Below are 17,731 nucleotides of genomic sequence, written 5' to 3' on the forward strand. Positions count from 1 at the left end.
CTTCCAGAATCGCGCCACCACCACACAGGGGCCACGATGTCCATCCTGCTTCTCGCCGGCAGCCCGTCGGAGCGTTCGCGCTCCGCCGCCCTGCTCGACGCCGTGCACCAGCGGCTGCGCCACCGCGCGCCGGACGTCGAGCGCCTGCACGTGCGCGAGTTGTCGCCGCAAGCGCTGCTGCTCGGCGACGGCGCGCACCGCAGCATCGCCGCGGCCACCGACCAGGTCGATCGCGCGCGCGCCGTCGTCATCGCCACGCCGGTCTACAAGGCGGCCTACAGCGGCGTGCTCAAGGTGTTCCTCGACCTGCTGCCGCAGACCGCGCTGCGCGGCAAGGTCATCCTGCCGCTGGCCACCGGCGGCAGCGCGCACCACATGCTCGCGCTCGACTACGCGCTGCGACCCGTGCTGCAATCGCTGTCCGCCCGGCACATCCTGCCCGGGGTCTACGCGACCGATGCGCAGGTGACGCTCACGCCGGAAGGCGCGCACCACCTCACGACCGACATCGCGGACCGTCTCGACGACGCCGTCACGACGCTGCTGGCGGAGACGCAACGGCACGCGCCCACGCCCGCGTTCGAAGCCATCGCCTTCGCGGACGTGCGATGTAGCGTCTGAACGCTTTCCTCCCTTCGCTCTCTCCCCGTTCCACCACCACCGCCCCGGCGGCAGGGCGCAGCCTTGCCTGCGCGGCTTCGAGAAAGACAAAGACATGAGTGCATCCTGGTCCATCCGCCGCCGCGCCCTGCTCGCCGGCGCGGCGCTCGCCTCCATCGTCCCGGCGCACGCGCAGGTTCCGCGCGGCGAACTGCGCATCGGCTTCCAGAAGGGCGCCAGCCTGCTGCTGCTGCAGAAGGCGCAGGGCAGCATCGAGAAGAAGCTCGCGCCCCTGGGCTTCGGCGTGAAGTGGGTCGAGTTCCCGGCCGGCCCGCAATTGCTGGAAGGCCTGAACGTCGGTGCCGTCGACATCGGCTTCGTCGGCGAGGCGCCGCCGATCTTCGCGCAGGCGGCCGGCGCCCTCTTCTATTACATCGGCCACGACCCGGCGGCTCCGCAGGCGGAGGCCGTGCTGGTCCCACGCGACTCTCCGATCCGCAGCGTCGCCGACCTCAAGGGCCGCAAGGTCGCATTGAACAAGGGCAGCAACGTGCACTACCTGCTCGTCAAGCTGGTGGAGAAGCACGGTCTGCGCTGGAGCGACATCTCGCCCGTCTACCTGCCGCCGGCGGACGCACGCGCCGCCTTCGAGAGCCGCAACGTGGATGCCTGGGTGATCTGGGATCCGTTCCTGGCCGCCGCGGAGAAGCAGACCGGGGCGCGAGTGCTGGCGGACGCGACCGGCGTCGCCAGCAACCACCAGTTCTATCTCGGTGCCCGCGGATTCGTGGAGAAGAACGGCCCGGTCATCCGCGCCGTGTTCGACGACGCCGGGGAAAAGGGGCGCTGGCTGAAGAACAACCTGCGCGCGGCCGCCGAGCAGATCGCGCCGCTGCAGGGACTGCCCGTGGACGTGGTGGAGAGCAGCCTGCGCCGCTACCAGTTCGACGTGCGGCCGCTGTCCGACGCGGTGCTGGCGGAGCAGCAGCGCATCGCCGACACCTTTCACCAGCTCGGGCTGATCCCGCGGCGCGTGGTGGTGAAGGAAGCCACGTGGAAGGCGGTGTGAGCATGGCTGCACGAACTTCCTCCGAACGCCGCGCCGTGCTGAAGCTGCTGGCCGGTGCCACCGCCGCCTGGGGACTCCCCGCGGCCGCCCGCGGGGCACCCGCCCAGCTGCGCATCGGCTACCAGAAGTCGGCCGTGAACCTGGTGATCCTGAAGCAGCAGGGCGCGCTGGAGAAGCGCTTCGCCGACACCCGCGTGCAGTGGATCGAGTTCCCCGCCGGCCCGCAGTTGCTCGAGGCGCTGGCCGCGGGCAGCCTGGAGTTCGGCCTGACCGGCGATTCGCCGCCGGTGTTCGCGCAGGCGGCGGGCAAGGACCTCCTGTATGTCGGTGCCGAGCCGCCGAAACCCGACAGCTCCGCCATCCTCGTGCTGCCGGATTCCCCGCTGCGCACGCTGGCCGACCTGAAGGGCCGCCGCATCGCGCTGCAGAAGGGCTCCTCGGCGCACTACCTGCTCGTGCGTGCGGTCGACAAGGCCGGCCTGCAGTGGTCCGACATCCAGCCGATCTACCTCGCGCCGGCCGATGCGCGCGCCGCCTTCGAACGGCGCAGCGTGGATGCATGGGCGATCTGGGACCCGTTCTATGCGGCGGTGCAGCTGGCGTTGAAGCCGCGCGCGCTGTCGACGGGGCGCGAGCTGTCCAGCAACAACACCTTCTACCTTGCATCGCGGCCGTTCGCCACGCAGCACCCCGACGCGCTTGCCGTGCTGTTCGAGGAACTCACCCGCGCCGACCGCTTCGCCCAGGACCAGCGTCCGGCCGCGATCAAGCTGGTGGCGGGTTTCAGCGGCCTCGACGCCGGCGTGGTGAGCCTGTTCATCCAGCGCCGGCCGGTGTCCCCCGTGGGTCCGCTGACCCCGGCGATCGCGGCCGACCAGCAGCGCGTGGCCGACGCGTTCCACCGCCTCGGCCTCATCCCGAAACCCGTGCGCGTCGCCGACATCGTGTGGCGCCCCGACACCGCGAAATGACAAGGAACCCCGCATGCAGATCTTCTGGTTCATCCCCACGCACGGCGACAGCCGCTACCTCGGAACGAGCGAGGGCGCGCGCCACCTGGACCACGCGTACCTGAAGCAGGTCGCGCAGGCCGCCGACAACCTCGGTTACGAAGGCGTGCTGATCCCCACCGGCCGCTCCTGCGAGGACCCCTGGGTGGTCGCCGCGAGCCTGATCCCGGTCACGCAGCGCCTGAAGTTCCTGGTGGCGGTGCGACCGGGACTGCACCAGCCCAGCCTGGCCGCACGGATGGCCGCGACCTTCGACCGCCTCTCCGGCGGGCGGCTGCTGATCAACCTGGTCACCGGCGGCGACCAGGCCGAACTCGAAGGCGACGGCGTCTTCCTCGACCATGCCGCGCGCTACGAGCAGTCCGCGGAGTTCATCCGCATCTGGCGCGAAGTGCTGGCGCGCAGCCACACGGGCGGGTCCTTCGATTTCGAGGGACAGCACCTGGCCGTGCGCGGGGCGAAGCTGCTGTTCCCGCCGTTGCAGCAGCCGCACCCGCCGGTGTACTTCGGCGGCTCCTCGGAAGCGGCACATGAACTCGCGGCCGAACAGGTCGAGACCTACCTCACCTGGGGCGAGCCCCCGGCCGACGTGGCGCGCAAGGTCGCCGACGTGCGGGCGCGCGCCGCCAAGCGCGGGCGCACCGTGCGCTTCGGCATCCGCCTGCACGTCATCGTGCGCGAGACGGAGGACGCTGCTTGGCAGGCCGCAGAGGACCTGATCAGCCGGCTCGACGACGCCACCGTCGTCCGCGCCCAGGCCGCGTTCGCCCGCATGGACTCGGAAGGGCAGCGCCGCATGGCGGCGCTGCACGCCGGCGGGCGCAAACGTTCGCGCGCCGACCTGGAGATCAGCCCGAACCTGTGGGCGGGCGTCGGCCTGGTGCGCGGTGGCGCGGGAACGGCGCTGGTCGGCGACCCCAAGACGGTGGCCACGCGCATCGAGGAGTACGCGGCCCTGGGCCTGGACACCTTCGTGTTCTCCGGCTATCCGCACCTCGAAGAGGCATACCGCTTCGCCGAGCTCGTCTTCCCGCTGCTGCCGCGCGAAGTGCGCGAACGGCTGCCGGGCCACGCGGTGGGCGGCCCGTCCGGCGAGACGGTCGCCAACAGCTACGTGCCGCGCGCGTCGCAGAGCTGAGGAGGCCGCATGCAAGTCCCTGAAATCCAGACCACCGCGGTCGCCGCAGGCGGCGGCTGGGCGGCACTGGACGCGCCGTCCGCTTCGGCAGCGCCCACCGGGCCGTCGCGCCTGCGGGCGGTCGGGCACGCCTTGCTGCAACGGCTGCTGCCGTGGATCGTCCCGGTGGCGCTGCTCGTGGCGTGGCAGCTGGCATCGAGCTTCGGCTGGCTGTCCACGCGGGTGCTGCCGGCGCCTTCCGAGGTGCTGCGCGCCGGGCTGGCGCTGGCCCAGTCGGGCGAACTCTGGACGCACGTGCGGGTGAGCGCGGGCCGCGCCTTCCTCGGGCTGGCGAGCGGCGGCGGACTGGGCCTGCTGCTCGGGCTGCTCACGGGTTCGCTGCGGCTGGCCGAGACGCTGCTGGACTCCAGCTTCCAGATGCTGCGCAACATCCCGGCGCTGGCGCTGATCCCGCTGGTGATCCTCTGGTTCGGCATCGACGAGACGGCCAAGCTGTTCCTGATCTCGGTGTCGGTGTTCTTCCCGATCTACCTGAACACCTTCCATGGCATCCGCAACGTGGACCCGGGACTGATCGAGATGGGCCGCACCTACGGCCTGTCGCGCCGGCAGTTGTACCTGCAGGTGATCCTGCCGGGCGCGCTGTCGTCCATCCTGGTCGGCCTGCGCTTCTCGCTCGGGCTGATGTGGGTGATCCTGATCGTGGCCGAGACCATTTCGGCTCAGGCCGGCATCGGCTACCTGACCATGAACGCGCGCGAGTTCCTGCAGACCGACGTGGTGCTCGTGGGCATCCTGCTCTACGCGGTGCTCGGCAAGCTCGCGGACCTCCTCGCGCGCGGCCTGGAGCAATGGTGGCTGCGCTGGCATCCCGGCTACCAGAAGGGCTGACCCGATGACCGCCTCTGCTTCCCCTACCGGCGTCCGGCTCGAAGCCCGCCGCCTGTCGAAGAGTTTCGGCCCGCGCCCCGTCCTGCGCGACACCGAACTGGTGATCGAACCCGGCGAGTTCGTGGCCATCGTCGGCCGCAGCGGCTGCGGCAAGAGCACGCTGCTGCGGCTCGTCGCCGGGTTGGAGTCCCCGACCACGGGCGAACTGCGGGCCGACGGGCTGACGGTGGCCGGCTTGCGCAACGACACCCGCATCATGTTCCAGGACGCCCGGCTGCTGCCCTGGCGGCGCGTGATCGACAACGTGGCCCTGGGCCTGCCCCAGGCGCAACGCGACGGGGCGCGCGAGGTGCTGGCGCAGGTGGGGCTGGCGGACCGCGCCGGCGACTGGCCGGCCCGCCTGTCCGGCGGCCAACGGCAGCGCGTGTCGCTCGCCCGCGCGCTGGTGCACCACCCGCGCCTGCTGCTGCTGGACGAGCCCCTTGGCGCGCTCGATGCCCTGACGCGCATCGAGATGCACCGGCTGATCGAATCGCTTTGGCTGCGCCATGGCTTCACGGCGCTGCTGGTGACGCACGACGTCCAGGAGGCGGTGGCGCTGGCCGACCGCGTGGTGCTGATCGAGGACGGCCGCATCGCACTGGACGAGCGGGTCGACCTGCCGCGCCCGCGCGTGCACGACGCCGCCTTCGCCGCCCTGGAGCGCCGCATCCTCGACCGGGTGCTGCGCAACCCGGGCAGCGAGCCGCCACCTTCTTCCGTCTGGAACGACCCGTCGGCGCACGCGCTGCGCTGGGCCGTCTGATCCCTTCGCCGTATTCTTCCACCACAGGAGCTTCCATGCCGATCCAGGCCATCAACGTCCGCAACCAGTTCAAGGGCCACATCAAGGAGATCCTGCGCGGCGACGTGCTGTCCGAAGTGGACGTGCAGACCCCGTGGGGCATCGTGACCTCGGTCATCACCACCCGGTCCGTCGACGAACTGCAGCTCAAGCCCGGTTCCGAGGTCGTCGCGCTCGTGAAATCCACGGAGGTTTCGCTGGCCAAGCTCTGACGCGACGGGCGCCGACCTGTCCGGCGCCACCGCCGGACGGCGGCCGACGCCGGTCACGCCGCGCTCCTACGGCCGAGCCGCCTGGGAAGGCTCATGCTTGCGGCACACCATGAGACTCCGCGCCCGCAACCGCATCGCCCTCGACTGTGAAGAGGCTTGTCCCGTCGTCGCCATGCTGCGCCCGCGCAGCGGCTCGCAGCAATGGGTGGTGGCCGAGCGCTACGCCATCGAGCCGTGGCTGGCGCCCACCGAATACGTGGACGCCTTCGGCAACCTGTGCCAGCGCTTCACGCTGCCGCGCGGCAAGAGCGTGATCACCGCCGAGCACGAGGTCGAGGTGGCCGAGCAGATCGACGTGGACACGCGGGCCGCGCTGGTGCCGGCCGGCCAGCTGCCGGACGAGACGCTGCAGTACATGCTGCAAAGCCGCTACTGCCCGAGCGACATGATGTGCGAGCGGGCCGAGCGCATCGTCAAGGGCTGCGCGCCCGGCTATGCGCAGGCCCAGCGCATCGCCGAATGGATCCGCGAGAACATCGAATACAAGTACGGCGTCAGCGAGTCCAGCACCGGCGCGCTGGAGACGCTGAAGCACAAGGCGGGCGTCTGCCGCGACTTCTCGCACGTGGGCATCGCGCTGTGCCGCAGCCTGCTGATGCCGGCGCGCTTCGTCGTGGGTTACCTCCACCAGCTGGACCCCATGGACATGCACGCCTGGTACGAGGTCTTCCTCGGCGGCCGCTGGTTCGCCTTCGACGCCACGCAGGCGGAGCCGCGCGGCGGGCGCATCGTGGTGGCTTACGGGCGCGATGCGGCCGACGTGGCCTTCCTCTCCAACTACGGCCCGCTGGAGATCACCGACATGGACGTGTCGGTGCAGCAGGTCTAGCGCCGCCGCTTCAGAAAGCGTGGGCCTCGGCCACGCGCGCCACCTCCTCCAAGGCCGGTCGCAACGCGTCGAGCGCGACGGAACCGAGCGCCAGGCGCAGCGCGTGCGGTGCGCGGCGCGCCGCCGAGAAGGGCTCCGCCGTGGACACCGAGATGCCTTGGCGCAGCAATACCGCGGCGACCGCATCCGCGCGGGCTTCGTCCGGCAAGGGCAGCCAGGTGAAGTAGGAGGCCGGGTGGGCGATGCGTTCGAATCTCGCGAGGACGTCGGCTGCGACGGCCTGCCGCGCGGTGGCGTCGCGGCGCTTGGCGGCTTCGAGGCGGGCGACGGTTCCGTCGGCGATCCAGCCGCAGGCGATGGCCGTCATCAGCGCCGGCGTGTTCCAGGTGGTGGCGCGGATCGCCCGCTCGATCCCGGGCACCCACTCCGCCGGCGCGGCCAGGAAGCCGACCCGCAAGCCGGTCGCCACGCTCTTGGAGAACCCCGAGACGTAGACCGTGCATTCCGGCGCCAGGCTGGCGAGCGGCGGCGGTGCATCCGCCGCCAGGAAGGCGTAGGCCGCATCCTCGACGACGACGAGCCCGTGGCGGCGCGCGACGGCAACCAGCGCCTTGCGGCAGCGGGTGCCCATCACCCAGCCGAGCGGGTTGTGCAATGTCGGCATGGTGTACAGCGCCCGCACGCGGCGGCGCTTGCACAGGGCCGTCAAGGCATCGGGGTCCGGTCCCTCGCCCGCGGCCGGCAGCGCGACGAGCTCCAGCCGCTGCGCTCCGGCCAGCACCTTGAAGCCGGGATAGGTCAGCGCATCGCAGGCGACGACGTCGCCCGGCTGGAGCAAGGCCATGGCCGTGACGGCCAGCCCGTGCTGCGCGCCGTCCACCAGCAGCACCTGCTCGGCGGGGATGGCCAGGCCGCGGCGCGCCACGTGGCGGGCGACGATGGCGCGTTCGTGCGCGCGCCCCCCGTGCGGCTGGTAGCGCAGCAGCGGCTCGAGGTCACCGGAGGCCGCCAGGGTGCGCAGTGCCGCCCGCAGCATGTCGGCCTGGCCGGGGACGGCGGGATAGTTGAAGTTCAGGTCGACGACACCGGCGGGAACCGCCGGCTGGTCGATCCCGTGCCCGTGCGGCAGCGAGGTGTCGCGCACGTAGGTGCCGCGGCCCGTTTCGCCGCTCGCCAGCCCCATGGCGCACAGTTCCGCATAGATCCGGGTGGCGGTCACGAGGGCCACGCCTTCGCGCGCCGCCAGCGCACGGTGCGTGGGCAGGCGCGTGCCGGGCGGCAGGCGGCCGCCGCGGATCTCCGCGGCGAGGCGATCGACGACCTGCTTGTAGCGTGGTTCGGGCATGCCGCAGTGTATCCATGACAATCATTTGATCGTATTGGATGCGGCACCTACGATGGCGGACCATTCACCGGGACGACCCATGCACATCGCCATCCTCACCTTCGAAGGCTTCAACGAACTCGATTCGCTGATCGCCCTGGGCATCCTCCACCGCGTGAAGAAGCCGGGCTGGCGCGTCTCCATCGCCTCGCCGACCGCCAGGGTGAGGTCCATGAACGGCGTCGCGCTGGAGGCGCAGGCCACGCTGCAGGACGCCAGCGCGGCGGACGCCGTGATCGTGGGCAGCGGCATGCAGACGCGCGAGGTGGTCGCCGACCCGGCCCTGATGGCGCAGCTGCGGCTGGACCCTGCGCGGCAGTTGCTCGGCGCGCAATGCTCGGGCACGCTGGTGCTGGCCAGGCTCGGCCTGCTGCAGGACGTGCCGGCCTGCACCGACCTGACGACGAAGCCGTGGGTCGAGGCGGCCGGTGTCGAGATCCTCAACCAGCCCTTCTTTGCCCGCGGCAACGTCGCCACGGCCGGTGGTTGCCTGGCCTCGCAATACCTGGCGGCCTGGGTGATCGCGCGGCTGGAAGGCGTGGCCGCGGCCGAGGCGGCGATGCACTACGTCGCGCCGGTCGGCGAAAAGGAAGAGTACGTCGCGCGCATGCTGGCCAACGTGGCGCCCTTCGTGGAAGGCGTGTTCGCGCCGGCGTGACACCCGCTCACCGGCCGGATGCCTGATACTTTCGCGCTCACCCGCAAGGGGCCCACTTCCAAGGAGCAGAGCATGGAAACGCAGGAGTTGCATCGCGGCCGCCTGATCGACCACGTCCAGCTGGTCGTGCGCGACGTCGCCGCCTCGCAGAAGTTCTATGAAGCGGTGTTCGCCGTCCTCGATGTGCCCATGGGCGGCACGGGCGAGGGCTATTTCTGGGCCGACGAACTGTTCGTCTCGTCGAAGGAAAGCCCCGCCGCGCAGGGCGTGCTGACCGGCCGCCACCACCTGGCCTTCCAGGCGAAGGACCGGGCCGCGGTCGAGGCGTTCCACAAGGCGGCCCTCGGTGCGGGCGGCAAGGACAACGGCGCGCCGGGCGAACGGCCCTACCACCCGGGGTACTACGCCGCCTTCGTGCTGGACCCGGACGGCAACAACATCGAGGCCGTGTTCCACGGCGAGGCGAAGCGCAGCGCGCCCTCCGTGAAGATCACGTTCTGATCTTCAGCGGGGCCCGCGGGCCTCGCGCCGCGCGATCCAGATCGTGGCCGCGCAGATCACGACGCCGCCCACCAGGGTGGAGTTGCTGGGCATGTCGCCAAACGCGAGCCAGCCGATCAGCGTCGCCCATACCAGGTCGAGGAACTTCACCGACTGCGTCGCCGAGATGTCGGCGGCGGCATAGCTGCGCGTGAGGCAGTAGTGCCCGGCGCTGCCCAGGATGCCGCACAGCAGGAACAGCACCCACTGGCCGGGGCCCGGCATCTGCCAGTGCAGCAGCGCCAGCGGCAGGCTGAAGAGCGTGACGGTGATCGACTGCCACACCACGATCACCGCGGCGCGCTCGTAGCGCGTGAGCGCCTTGGTGATCAGGAAGGAAGCGGCGAACACCGGCGCGCTCGCCAGCATCACCAGGTTGTAGACGCCGCCGCCGCCCGAGAGCTTGGGGCCGACCACGATCAGCACGCCGCCGAAGCCGATGGCCGCGGCCAGCCAGCGTTCCCAGCGCATCGGCTCCTTGAACACCAGCACGGCGCCGAGCATGATGAAGATCGGGCCCGTGAAGCCGATGGCGGTGGTGTCCGCCAGCGTGATGTGCGGCACCGCGATGAACCAGAGGCACAGGCCGGCCGTATGCACGGCGCCGCGGGTGAACTGGCCGCCGATGTTGCGCGGGCGGTAGGCGGCCAGGCCGCTGCGCAGCACCAGCGGCAGCATCACGCCCAGGCCGAGCAGGTAGCGCAGGAACTGGGTCTGGAACGGGTCCAGCACCATCGACAGCCCGCGCATGATGGAGTTCAGCACCACGAACAGCAGGCCGGCCGACATGGACCACAGCAAGGCCTGCGTGGCCGTGTCGAGGCGCGACATGCGCCACTGCGCCACCTGCGCGCGGCGCGCGAGGAAGTGGCGCTTGCGCGGGCTGGCGGGCGGGCTCATGGACATCGACCCATCCACTATAGGCGCAGCCCGCGCCCTCGCCGCGCGTGCTTGCTGACGCCTGTGTGACCTGTGCGACGTGCAAGGGCATTTCTCACGGCTTACGATGCGGGGGTCTTCAGGGCGGGGTGGAATTCCCCACCGGCGGTAGGCGGCGCAAGCCGCGAGCCCGCGAGCGCCGGCGGTTCCGCAAGGAATCGCCGGGTCAGCAGACCGAGTCGAATGCTCGGGCCGACGGTCACAGTCCGGATGAAAGAAGATCCGCGTCCACTCCCGGGTGGAGGCGGTGTGTCCGTGCGTGCCGCGAGGCCCGCGCGGGCGTTCTTGCCTTGGAGCGTTTTTGTTCAACCAACAGGAGCGTTCTATGTCCCTTGCCATCCTTCCCGAAGCCGGCGCGCTCGCGCTGAGCCCCATCGACGAAGTCCTCGCCGCGGTTGCCGCCGGCCGGCCCGTCCTCGTGCTGGACGACGCCGACCGCGAGAACGAGGCCGACCTCATCGTCGCGGCCGACCGCGTCACCACGGCGACGATGGCCATGCTGATCCGCGAAGGCAGCGGCATCGTCTGCCTGTGCATCCGCCCCGACCGCGCCAGCGCGCTCAAGCTGCGCCCCATGGTGGAAGTGAACCGTTCGCGTTACGCCACCGCGTTCACGCAGTCGATCGAGGCGGCGCACGGCATCAGCACCGGCGTGTCGGCGGCCGACCGCGTGCAGACCATCCGCTGCGCGCTGCGCTCGACGCTGGAACGCAGCGAGATCGTGAGCCCGGGACACGTGTTCCCGCTGGTGGCCCGCGCAGGCGGCGTGCTGGAGCGGCAAGGGCACACCGAGGCCGCGGTGGACCTGGCCGAACTCGCAGGGTGCGATCCGTCCGGCGTGCTGTGCGAACTGATGACGCCCGACGGCGAGATGGCGCGCGGGGCGCAGGTCGCGGCATTCGCGGCACGGCATGGCTTGCCGGTCACGACCGTCGACGCCGTCCGGAGCCACCGGGCGGCCGCGAAGGCGGTCAAGGGAACTGGAGAAGGTACGCGGTACTGAATCCGGTGGGAGGCGGCGCCGGCCCGAAGCGGGCGCCGTGGAGCCGCGCGATCTTCTCCACCACCTGGTGCCCGAGCCCGAGGCCGAGCGCGACGCCGCCCGGCGCGTTACCGCCCCGCCCGCCGGTGTCGCACACGAGCACCGATCGCGCCTCGGGATCGACGCGGACCTCGATGAGGGCGCCGGGCGGCGTATGCGCCAGGGCGTTCTCCACCAGGTTGCGCAGGGCCAGTTGCAGCAGCACCGCGTAGCCCCGCTGGTACAGCGGGCCGCTCGCGACGAGCCCGAGCTCGTGCCCGGTGCGTCCGGCGGCCGTCGCATGCTGGGCCAGCACTTCCTGCGCCAGCGCCACCAGCTCCACCTGCTGCGCGGGCTCGCTCACGACCGTGCGGTCCGCGCGCGCCAGGGCGAGCAGGTGGTTCAGCACCTCGCCGGCGCGCAGCGCATCGGCTTCCAGCCGCGCCAGCGCCCCTTCCCGCTGCGGTCCCTCCGGCGCTTCGCGGGCGGCGCGGGCCTGCAGCTGCAGCGATGCCAGCGGTGTGCGCAGTTCGTGGGCCAGCTCCCCCGCCAGGGTGCGTTCGCGCGCCAGCGCCGCCTGGAAGCGCTCGGCCAGCGTGTCGATGGCCGCGGCGATGGCCGCGAACTCCTCATGGCGGCGCGCCGGCGGCAGCGGCCGCGGCTGCTGCACGTCCAGCGCGTGGACCTCCCGCGTGAGCAGGTACAGCGGCCGCAGGCCGCGGCGGATCGCCAGCGCCAGCACCAGCGCGATCACCGGCAGCACCCACAGCCCGGGTTCGATGATCTGCCCGGCGATGTCGTCGGCGAGCTCGTCGCGCTCCTGCACCGACAGCAGCACCATGACCTTGTGCGCACGCGCGGCGTCCCAGCGGGAGAAGGTGCGCCATTCGCGCGCCGGCGTGCCGAGCCGCAGCGTCTGGAAGCCTTCGGCGCCCGTGAACGGGGGCACGGGCGCATCGCCCGTGCGGGTGACGAGCCCGCCCTGGCGGTCCCAGATGGCCACGCTGAGCGACTGCTGGTAGTCGTGGGCCTTCAGGGGCAGCGTGCCGGGCGGCGCGCCACCCGCGCCGGCCGCGCCGAAGCGGCCCGTGGTGCCGTAGGCCACCAGCAGCGCCGCAGTGCTCGCCAGATGCCCGTCGGTCAGCTCGTCGGCCTCGTGCTGGCCGGTCTTCCAGCCGACCGCGATGAAGCTGGCCCAGACCAGGACCAGCGCGCCCAGGGTCCAGGCGGTCAGGTCGCGCGTGAGCGAGCGCGTCATGCGGCGCCCGGGACCGGCACGAAGTAGCCCACGCCCCGCATGGTGCGGATCACGCCCTCCCCCAGCTTGCGGCGCAGGTGGTGCACATGGACCTCGATCGCGTTGCTGTCCAGGGTGGTCTCGAAGTTGTACAGCCTCGCCTCGATCTGCGGGCGCGTCAGCACGCGCGGGCTCGCTTCCAGCAGGGCGAGCAGGACCGCGAATTCGCGGGAGGACAGTTCCACCGGCCGGCCCCCGCGCAGCACGGTGCGCGCCGAGGGATCGACTTCCAGTTCTCCCCACGCGAGCACCGGGTGCGCCCGCCCGGCCGCCCGGCGGCGCAGCGCCCGCATCCGGGCCCCGAGTTCGTCCAGGTCGAAGGGCTTGGTGACATAGTCGTCGGCGCCGAGGTCCAGGCCCTGCACCCGCGAAGCGACCTCGTCGCGCGCGGTCATGATCAACGCGGGCGTGCGCGCGTCGGGCAGGGAACCGGCCGGTGAACGCCGCAGCCGCCGCAGCAGCTCGGTGCCGTCCCCATCGGGCAGGCCGAGGTCCAGCAGGACGAGGTCGAAGGGTTCTGCGCGCAGCGCGGCCCAGGCCGGCTCCAGGCGGGACACCCAGTCCACCGCCCAGCCCTGCTGCTCGAGGTGGGCCCGCAGCCCCGACGCAATCCCCTCGTCGTCTTCCACCAGAAGGACCCGCATGCGGGGGATTGTCACCTCGCCGCTTAAGAAAACCTTAAGCCGGCCGACGGAACCTCGCCGCCCATGCCTCGTTCCTTCGCCAGCCCCGACGGGCGCCCGCTGCTGCTGGCCACGGCCCTCCTGCTCGCCACGGCCATCGCCTGGGATGCGGCCGGCCTGGACGTCGCGCTGGCGCACCTGGCCGGCGACCGGCAAGGCTTCGCATTGCGGCGTGCATGGTTGCTCTCCGACGTGCTGCACGACGGGGCGCGCCGCCTGGCCTGGCTCGGCGTCCTCGTCCTCTGCACGGCCGTCGGCTGGCCGTGGGGGCCGCTGCGCAGGATCCCGCGCGGGCGCCGGCTGCAGTGGGCGCTCAGCGCCCTGGCCGGCGCGGGGCTCGTGACGCTGCTGAAGTGGGCCAGCGCCACCAGCTGCCCCTGGGACCTGCAGGACTTCGGCGGCATCGCCCGCCACGTGTCGCACTGGAGCACCGCGGCCGACGGCGGCCCCGGGCGCTGCTTTCCCGGCGGCCACGCCAGCAGCGGCTTCGCCTTCGTTGGCGGCTACTTCGCGCTCGTGCGCACCCACCCGGCCGCGGCGAGGTGGGTGCTGGCCGCTTCGACGGCTGCAGGACTCGTGCTGGGACTGTCGCAGCAATGGCGCGGGGCGCACTTCATGAGCCACACCTTGTGGACGGCATGGATCTGCTGGGCCACCGCCCTCGTCCTCGACGTCGCGGTTCCGTGGGAGCGCCTGCCATGACGCGCCGGCAGGTTCCCGAGGGGTGGATCATCCTCGGCGTGAGCAGCTGGCTGGCAGCCGCGGGCAACTGGCCGCTGTGGCGGGAGCTGCACGTGCTCGGCCTGCTGGAGAAACCGGCCGGATGGGCCCTGGGGGCGGTCGCGGGAGGAATGGTCCTGCTGCTGCTCACTGCGCTGCTGGGCATGCTCGCCTGGCCCCGCGTGCTCCGGCCCGCCGCGGCGCTGCTCCTGGTGGCAGCGGCTGCAGGTGCGCACTTCATGGGCAGCTATGGAGTGGTCATCGACAAGGGCATGTTGCTCAACGTGTTGCAGACCGACCGGCACGAGGCCGCCGACCTCGTCGGTCCTGCGTTCGCGCTGTCCGCGGGGTTGCTGGCCGGCGTGCCGCTGCTGCTGCTGGCGCGATGCCGCAGCCGCCCGGTGGGCTGGCGTGCCGCGGCCCGTCGCAACCTGGGGATCGTGGCTGGATCGCTCGCGCTGGTGGTGCTGCTGGCGCTGGCCGGCTTCCAGCCGCTCGCGTCCGCGATGCGCAACCACAAGCACCTGCGCTACATGGTGAACCCGCTGAACACCGTGTATGCGCTGGGGGCGCTGGCGGCCCGGCCATTGCGGCAGGTGCCCCAGCCGCTGCTCGCGACCGGGCTGGACGCCCACGTGCCGCCCCGCGGCGACCGGCCGCCCCTGTTGCTGCTGGTGGTCGGCGAGACGGGGCGCAGCGACCACTTCGCGCTCAATGGCTACGGCCGTGACACCACGCCGGAACTGCGGCGCGAGGGCGTCGCCAGCTTCCGGGACGCCTGGTCCTGCGGCACGAGCACCGCTGCGTCGCTGCCCTGCATGTTCTCGCCCCTGGGGCGCGCCACCTTCGAGGCGCGCACGCGCGACACGGAAGGCCTGCTGGACGTGCTGCAGCACGCGGGCATGGCCGTGCTCTGGATCGACAACCAGTCGGGTTGCAAGGGGGTGTGCGACCGCGTGCCTTCCGTCCATCTCGCCCGTGCGCAAGACCCCGCGCTGTGCGCCGGCGGCCAGTGCCTGGACGGCATCCTGCTGCAGGGCCTGGACCGGCGGCTGGCGGAGATGCCGGCGCAGCAGCGCGCCAGGGGCGTGGTGCTGGTGCTCCACCAGATCGGCAGCCACGGGCCGGCTTACCACGCGCGTTCGCCGGCAGCCTTCAAGCGCTTCCAGCCGGAATGCACGGCAGCCAACCTGCAGGAGTGCAGCCGGCAGGAGGTCGTGAACGCCTACGACAACTCCATCGCCTACACCGACCATGTCCTGGCTTCGGCCATCCGCTGGCTGCGCGCGGTGGAGCCGCAATGGGACACCGGCCTCCTCTACGTCTCGGACCACGGCGAATCGCTCGGCGAGAACAATCTCTATCTCCATGGCCTGCCGTACGGCATCGCGCCGGACGTGCAGAAGCACGTGCCCTGGATCACCTGGCTGTCCACGGGACTGCAGGCACGGACGGGCGTGGAGCTCGAATGCCTGCGCCAGGGCGAGGTCCGGCTCACGCATGACCACCTGTTCCACTCCGTGCTGGGACTGATGCAGGTGGAGACCAGCGCCTACCGGGTCTCGCAGGATGCGTATGCCCGCTGCGCGGGCCGCAATGCGCCGGTCCTCCCCTGACCGGGGCGTGCACGCGCCGTCATGCGTCGGGGAACGCGTCGAGGAATGCGGAAGCGAACGCGGGCGAACCGCCGAGGGTGAGGGCCAGCGCCACGCGCGCCGTCACGGGACCTGGCAACCGGACCCCGCCGAGGGCAGCGTCATAGGCGATCACCAGCGGCTCTCCATCGGCGCCGGTGAGCTGGAGTGCATAGTCCCACTCGCCTCCATCGGCATCCGGCAGCCCGAAGGCGCGATGCGCCCAGCGCAGCACGGCCTCGACCTCCGCGACCAGCGCGGGCAGCCGCTCCGGCAGCACGGAGGCCAGCGCGTCGAAGCTGCAGTGTCCCGAGTCTTCGTCGCTGCTGTCGAAGAGCAGGTAGTCCAGGCGCATGGCCCGAGGATGCACCATCCGCGCTCGATAATCCGCTTTTCCCTTCCTCCGGATTCCGACATGACCCCGATCCCGCGCCGCGCCTTCCTCGCCGCCGGTGCCGCCGCCGCGCTGCCGGCCTTCGCGCAGCAGCCCTATCCTTCCAAGCCGGTGCGCATCGTCGTGCCCTACCCGCCGGGAGGCGTCAGCGACGCCGTGGCGCGCGCCCTCGGCGAGAAGCTGGCCGCGCAGATGGGCCAGCCCTTCGTGATCGACAACAAGGCCGGCGCCAGCGGCACCATCGGCGTCGACGCCGTGGCCAAGTCCGCGCCCGACGGCCACACACTGGCCTTCACCGCCATCAGCCCGCTGGTGCTCAGCCCGCACCTGGGCAAGGTGCCCTATGACCCGGCGACGCAGGTCACGCCGGTGGTGAGCGTGATGTACTCGCCCGTGCTGCTGCTCGCCACGCCGGCGCTGGCCGCGCGCGATTTCCGCGAACTCCTCGAGATGGCGAAGGCCAAGCCGCGCGCGGTGCGCTGGGCCACCTCCGGGTCCGCCTCGCTCGGCCACCTGATGCTGGAGCAGCTGCAGGAGCAGGCCCGTGTCGAGATGGTGCACTTCCCGTACAAGGGCGGCGGCCAGCAGATGACCGACGCGCTGAGCGGGCAGTTCGAGGTCCTCTCGACCAACGCAGGGCCCGCCGTCAGCGAGCACATCAAGGCCGGCAAGCTGCGGCCCCTGGCGGTCGGCGCGCCGAAGCGGCTGGAGTCGCTGCCGAACGTGCCGACGCTGGCGGAGCTGGGCTACGCGGGCGCGAACCTCTCTTCGCAGTTCGGCATCGTCGCACCCGGCGGCCTGCCCCGGCCGACCCTCGAAAAGATCAACGCGCAGGTGAATGCCGTGCTGCAGATGCCCGACATCCGCAGCCGCCTGGTGGCCACGGACAACGTGCCCACCGGCGGCAGCGCCGAAGCATTCGCGAAGCAGATCGCGGCGGAGTCGGCGGCGAACCTGCGGATCATCCGCGCCGTCGGCATCAAGGTGGATTGAAGGGTCGGGCTGCGGTCACCATGCGCCTCGCCTACGTCCCCGTCGAGGAAGCCATCGCCCGCCCCGGCCTGCGCATGGTCGTCGTGGGGGACATTCCCAGCCCATGGTCCGAGGCGGCGAAGGGCATCCTCCACGTCAAGGGCATCCCGTGGACGCCGGTGCGGCTCGCGTACGACAGCAAGGCGCTGAAAGAATGGACCGGCCAGCGCAGCGGCCCCGTCGCGATGTACGAGGACGAGCCGCCGCGCGCCGGCTGGGCCGAGATCCTGCTGCTGGCGGAGCGGCTCGCGCCTGCGATCCCGCTGCTGCCCGCTGACGCGGCCGACCGCGCGCTCGTCTTCGGGCTGGCGCACGAGATGCTGGGGGAGCAGGGGCTGGGCTGGACGCGCCGGCTGCAGCTGGTGGAAGCGGGCCTGCGCGGCGCCGGCGGCTTCCCGCCGGAGGTGGCGGCGTACATCGGCCGCAAGTACGGATGGCGCGCGCAGCCGGCGGACGCGCTCACCCGGCGCATCGTCGAAGTGCTGCAGATGCTGGCGGCGCGCCTGAAGGCGCAGCACGCAGCGGGCAGCCCGTACTACGTCGGCGACGCGCTCACCGCGGCGGACATCTACGGCGCGACCGTGCTGGCGCTGCTGCGTCCGCTGCCCGAGGAAAGCTGCCGCATGGACCCGGCCACGCGCGCGGTGTTCGAATACGTGGAACCCGACACCGATGCGGCGCTGGACGACGTCCTGCTGCGGCACCGCGACATGATGTACCAGCGGCACCTGGCCTTCCCCCTTTCGCTCTGACACGCGGCGCGGCGCTGCGGCTAC

20 protein-coding genes and 1 riboswitch are annotated in these 17,731 nt (G+C 71.7%); of the genes, 15 read left to right on the forward strand and 5 right to left on the reverse strand.

What is annotated here, in order from left to right:
- Window positions 1-36 precede the first annotated feature (36 nt).
- The 8 genes from ssuE (at window position 37) to IM787_RS03885 (ending at window position 6,653) form a co-directional block, all read left to right on the forward strand.
- Window positions 37-621 carry an NADPH-dependent FMN reductase gene (gene ssuE, locus IM787_RS03850; protein ID WP_193675300.1) on the forward strand — a complete coding sequence of 195 codons (585 nt, stop codon included), beginning with the start codon at window positions 37-39 and terminating at the stop codon, window positions 619-621.
- 94 nt (window positions 622-715) lie between these two features.
- Window positions 716-1,669: a sulfonate ABC transporter substrate-binding protein gene (locus tag IM787_RS03855; RefSeq protein ID WP_193675301.1), complete on the forward strand. Its 954-nt coding sequence runs from the start codon at window positions 716-718 to the stop codon at window positions 1,667-1,669.
- Between the two features lie 2 nt (window positions 1,670-1,671).
- Entirely contained in the window at window positions 1,672-2,640 is a 969-nt protein-coding gene (locus IM787_RS03860) for a sulfonate ABC transporter substrate-binding protein (protein ID WP_193675302.1), read from the forward strand.
- Between the two features lie 13 nt (window positions 2,641-2,653).
- Window positions 2,654-3,817: an FMNH2-dependent alkanesulfonate monooxygenase gene (gene ssuD, locus IM787_RS03865; protein ID WP_193675303.1), complete on the forward strand. Its 1,164-nt coding sequence runs from the start codon at window positions 2,654-2,656 to the stop codon at window positions 3,815-3,817.
- Between the two features lie 9 nt (window positions 3,818-3,826).
- On the forward strand, window positions 3,827-4,708 hold the full coding sequence (gene ssuC / locus IM787_RS03870) for an aliphatic sulfonate ABC transporter permease SsuC (protein ID WP_193675304.1): 882 nt from the start codon (window positions 3,827-3,829) through the stop codon (window positions 4,706-4,708).
- A 4-nt stretch (window positions 4,709-4,712) separates the two neighbouring features.
- Window positions 4,713-5,513 (forward strand): ATP-binding cassette domain-containing protein, encoded by an 801-nt coding sequence (locus tag IM787_RS03875; protein WP_193675305.1) that lies wholly within the window; start codon window positions 4,713-4,715, stop codon window positions 5,511-5,513.
- Window positions 5,514-5,548: 35 nt separating this feature from the next.
- Window positions 5,549-5,764, forward strand: a complete 216-nt coding sequence (locus tag IM787_RS03880) for a TOBE domain-containing protein (protein ID WP_193675306.1) — start codon at window positions 5,549-5,551, stop codon at window positions 5,762-5,764.
- Between the two features lie 109 nt (window positions 5,765-5,873).
- The gene (locus IM787_RS03885; RefSeq protein WP_193675307.1) at window positions 5,874-6,653 is read left to right on the forward strand and encodes a transglutaminase family protein; all 780 of its coding nucleotides are present in this window, start codon (window positions 5,874-5,876) and stop codon (window positions 6,651-6,653) included.
- Between the two features lie 10 nt (window positions 6,654-6,663).
- Here the strand turns inward: IM787_RS03885 and IM787_RS03890 are convergent, their stop codons facing one another.
- Window positions 6,664-7,998: an aminotransferase-like domain-containing protein gene (locus IM787_RS03890; RefSeq protein ID WP_193675308.1), complete on the reverse strand. Its 1,335-nt coding sequence runs from the start codon at window positions 7,996-7,998 to the stop codon at window positions 6,664-6,666.
- 79 nt (window positions 7,999-8,077) lie between these two features.
- On the opposite strand from IM787_RS03890, the gene IM787_RS03895 reads away from it, so the two are divergent.
- Both IM787_RS03895 and IM787_RS03900 read left to right on the forward strand, forming a co-directional pair.
- Window positions 8,078-8,695 (forward strand): DJ-1/PfpI family protein, encoded by a 618-nt coding sequence (locus IM787_RS03895; RefSeq protein ID WP_193675309.1) that lies wholly within the window; start codon window positions 8,078-8,080, stop codon window positions 8,693-8,695.
- Between the two features lie 72 nt (window positions 8,696-8,767).
- Window positions 8,768-9,196: a VOC family protein gene (locus IM787_RS03900; RefSeq protein WP_193675310.1), complete on the forward strand. Its 429-nt coding sequence runs from the start codon at window positions 8,768-8,770 to the stop codon at window positions 9,194-9,196.
- A 3-nt stretch (window positions 9,197-9,199) separates the two neighbouring features.
- Here the strand turns inward: IM787_RS03900 and IM787_RS03905 are convergent, their stop codons facing one another.
- Complete coding sequence (locus IM787_RS03905) at window positions 9,200-10,141, reverse strand: DMT family transporter (RefSeq protein WP_227494052.1); 942 nt, start codon at window positions 10,139-10,141, stop codon at window positions 9,200-9,202.
- Between the two features lie 104 nt (window positions 10,142-10,245).
- A riboswitch (FMN riboswitch) is annotated at window positions 10,246-10,400 on the forward strand.
- Between the two features lie 99 nt (window positions 10,401-10,499).
- On the opposite strand from IM787_RS03905, the gene ribB reads away from it, so the two are divergent.
- On the forward strand, window positions 10,500-11,177 hold the full coding sequence (ribB, locus tag IM787_RS03910) for a 3,4-dihydroxy-2-butanone-4-phosphate synthase (RefSeq protein WP_193675311.1): 678 nt from the start codon (window positions 10,500-10,502) through the stop codon (window positions 11,175-11,177).
- On the opposite strand, the gene IM787_RS03915 is transcribed toward ribB, so the two are convergent.
- Together IM787_RS03915 and IM787_RS03920 are read right to left on the reverse strand one after the other, a co-directional pair.
- Window positions 11,146-12,453, reverse strand: a complete 1,308-nt coding sequence (locus IM787_RS03915) for a histidine kinase dimerization/phospho-acceptor domain-containing protein (RefSeq protein ID WP_193675312.1) — start codon at window positions 12,451-12,453, stop codon at window positions 11,146-11,148. The two genes, ribB and IM787_RS03915, sit on opposite strands and share 32 nt — an antisense overlap.
- Window positions 12,450-13,136 carry a response regulator transcription factor gene (locus IM787_RS03920; RefSeq protein WP_193675313.1) on the reverse strand — a complete coding sequence of 229 codons (687 nt, stop codon included), beginning with the start codon at window positions 13,134-13,136 and terminating at the stop codon, window positions 12,450-12,452. Before IM787_RS03920 ends, IM787_RS03915 begins: the two co-directional genes overlap by 4 nt.
- A gap of 63 nt (window positions 13,137-13,199) precedes the next feature.
- Here IM787_RS03920 and IM787_RS03925 point away from each other — a divergent pair, with 63 nt between their 5' ends.
- Together IM787_RS03925 and IM787_RS03930 are read left to right on the forward strand one after the other, a co-directional pair.
- Window positions 13,200-13,877, forward strand: a complete 678-nt coding sequence (locus tag IM787_RS03925; protein WP_193675314.1) for a phosphatase PAP2 family protein — start codon at window positions 13,200-13,202, stop codon at window positions 13,875-13,877.
- On the forward strand, window positions 13,874-15,511 hold the full coding sequence (locus IM787_RS03930) for a phosphoethanolamine transferase (RefSeq protein WP_193675315.1): 1,638 nt from the start codon (window positions 13,874-13,876) through the stop codon (window positions 15,509-15,511). Before IM787_RS03925 ends, IM787_RS03930 begins: the two co-directional genes overlap by 4 nt.
- A 19-nt stretch (window positions 15,512-15,530) precedes the next feature.
- Here IM787_RS03930 and IM787_RS03935 read toward each other — a convergent pair whose 3' ends face one another.
- Window positions 15,531-15,884, reverse strand: a complete 354-nt coding sequence (locus IM787_RS03935; RefSeq protein ID WP_193675316.1) for a hypothetical protein — start codon at window positions 15,882-15,884, stop codon at window positions 15,531-15,533.
- Window positions 15,885-15,944: 60 nt separating this feature from the next.
- On the opposite strand from IM787_RS03935, the gene IM787_RS03940 reads away from it, so the two are divergent.
- Together IM787_RS03940 and IM787_RS03945 are read left to right on the forward strand one after the other, a co-directional pair.
- Window positions 15,945-16,916, forward strand: coding sequence for a Bug family tripartite tricarboxylate transporter substrate binding protein (locus tag IM787_RS03940; RefSeq protein WP_193675317.1), 972 nt, complete (start codon window positions 15,945-15,947; stop codon window positions 16,914-16,916).
- Window positions 16,913-17,707 (forward strand): glutathione binding-like protein, encoded by a 795-nt coding sequence (locus IM787_RS03945; RefSeq protein ID WP_227494053.1) that lies wholly within the window; start codon window positions 16,913-16,915, stop codon window positions 17,705-17,707. The genes IM787_RS03940 and IM787_RS03945 overlap by 4 nt, the downstream gene beginning before the upstream one ends.
- Window positions 17,708-17,731 lie beyond the last annotated feature (24 nt).

Origin of the sequence: Ramlibacter pallidus, from assembly GCF_015070875.1 — a bacterium.
GTDB classification, from domain to species: domain Bacteria; phylum Pseudomonadota; class Gammaproteobacteria; order Burkholderiales; family Burkholderiaceae_C; genus Ramlibacter; species Ramlibacter pallidus.

What these genes read in the sequence shown, in the direction of transcription:
- IM787_RS03925 (WP_193675314.1), top strand. Translation starts at nt 13,200, where the DNA reads ATGCCTCGTTCCTTCGCCAGCCCCGACGGGCGCCCGCTGCTGCTGGCC.
- ssuC (WP_193675304.1), top strand. Translation starts at nt 3,827, where the DNA reads ATGCAAGTCCCTGAAATCCAGACCACCGCGGTCGCCGCAGGCGGCGGC.
- IM787_RS03885 (WP_193675307.1), top strand. Translation starts at nt 5,874, where the DNA reads ATGAGACTCCGCGCCCGCAACCGCATCGCCCTCGACTGTGAAGAGGCT.
- IM787_RS03935 (WP_193675316.1), bottom strand. Translation starts at nt 15,884, where the DNA reads ATGCGCCTGGACTACCTGCTCTTCGACAGCAGCGACGAAGACTCGGGA.
- IM787_RS03895 (WP_193675309.1), top strand. Translation starts at nt 8,078, where the DNA reads ATGCACATCGCCATCCTCACCTTCGAAGGCTTCAACGAACTCGATTCG.
- IM787_RS03880 (WP_193675306.1), top strand. Translation starts at nt 5,549, where the DNA reads ATGCCGATCCAGGCCATCAACGTCCGCAACCAGTTCAAGGGCCACATC.
- IM787_RS03900 (WP_193675310.1), top strand. Translation starts at nt 8,768, where the DNA reads ATGGAAACGCAGGAGTTGCATCGCGGCCGCCTGATCGACCACGTCCAG.
- IM787_RS03855 (WP_193675301.1), top strand. Translation starts at nt 716, where the DNA reads ATGAGTGCATCCTGGTCCATCCGCCGCCGCGCCCTGCTCGCCGGCGCG.
- IM787_RS03905 (WP_227494052.1), bottom strand. Translation starts at nt 10,141, where the DNA reads ATGTCCATGAGCCCGCCCGCCAGCCCGCGCAAGCGCCACTTCCTCGCG.
- ssuE (WP_193675300.1), top strand. Translation starts at nt 37, where the DNA reads ATGTCCATCCTGCTTCTCGCCGGCAGCCCGTCGGAGCGTTCGCGCTCC.
- IM787_RS03860 (WP_193675302.1), top strand. Translation starts at nt 1,672, where the DNA reads ATGGCTGCACGAACTTCCTCCGAACGCCGCGCCGTGCTGAAGCTGCTG.
- ssuD (WP_193675303.1), top strand. Translation starts at nt 2,654, where the DNA reads ATGCAGATCTTCTGGTTCATCCCCACGCACGGCGACAGCCGCTACCTC.
- IM787_RS03930 (WP_193675315.1), top strand. Translation starts at nt 13,874, where the DNA reads ATGACGCGCCGGCAGGTTCCCGAGGGGTGGATCATCCTCGGCGTGAGC.
- IM787_RS03940 (WP_193675317.1), top strand. Translation starts at nt 15,945, where the DNA reads ATGACCCCGATCCCGCGCCGCGCCTTCCTCGCCGCCGGTGCCGCCGCC.
- IM787_RS03890 (WP_193675308.1), bottom strand. Translation starts at nt 7,998, where the DNA reads ATGCCCGAACCACGCTACAAGCAGGTCGTCGATCGCCTCGCCGCGGAG.
- ribB (WP_193675311.1), top strand. Translation starts at nt 10,500, where the DNA reads ATGTCCCTTGCCATCCTTCCCGAAGCCGGCGCGCTCGCGCTGAGCCCC.
- IM787_RS03920 (WP_193675313.1), bottom strand. Translation starts at nt 13,136, where the DNA reads ATGCGGGTCCTTCTGGTGGAAGACGACGAGGGGATTGCGTCGGGGCTG.
- IM787_RS03875 (WP_193675305.1), top strand. Translation starts at nt 4,713, where the DNA reads ATGACCGCCTCTGCTTCCCCTACCGGCGTCCGGCTCGAAGCCCGCCGC.
- IM787_RS03915 (WP_193675312.1), bottom strand. Translation starts at nt 12,453, where the DNA reads ATGACGCGCTCGCTCACGCGCGACCTGACCGCCTGGACCCTGGGCGCG.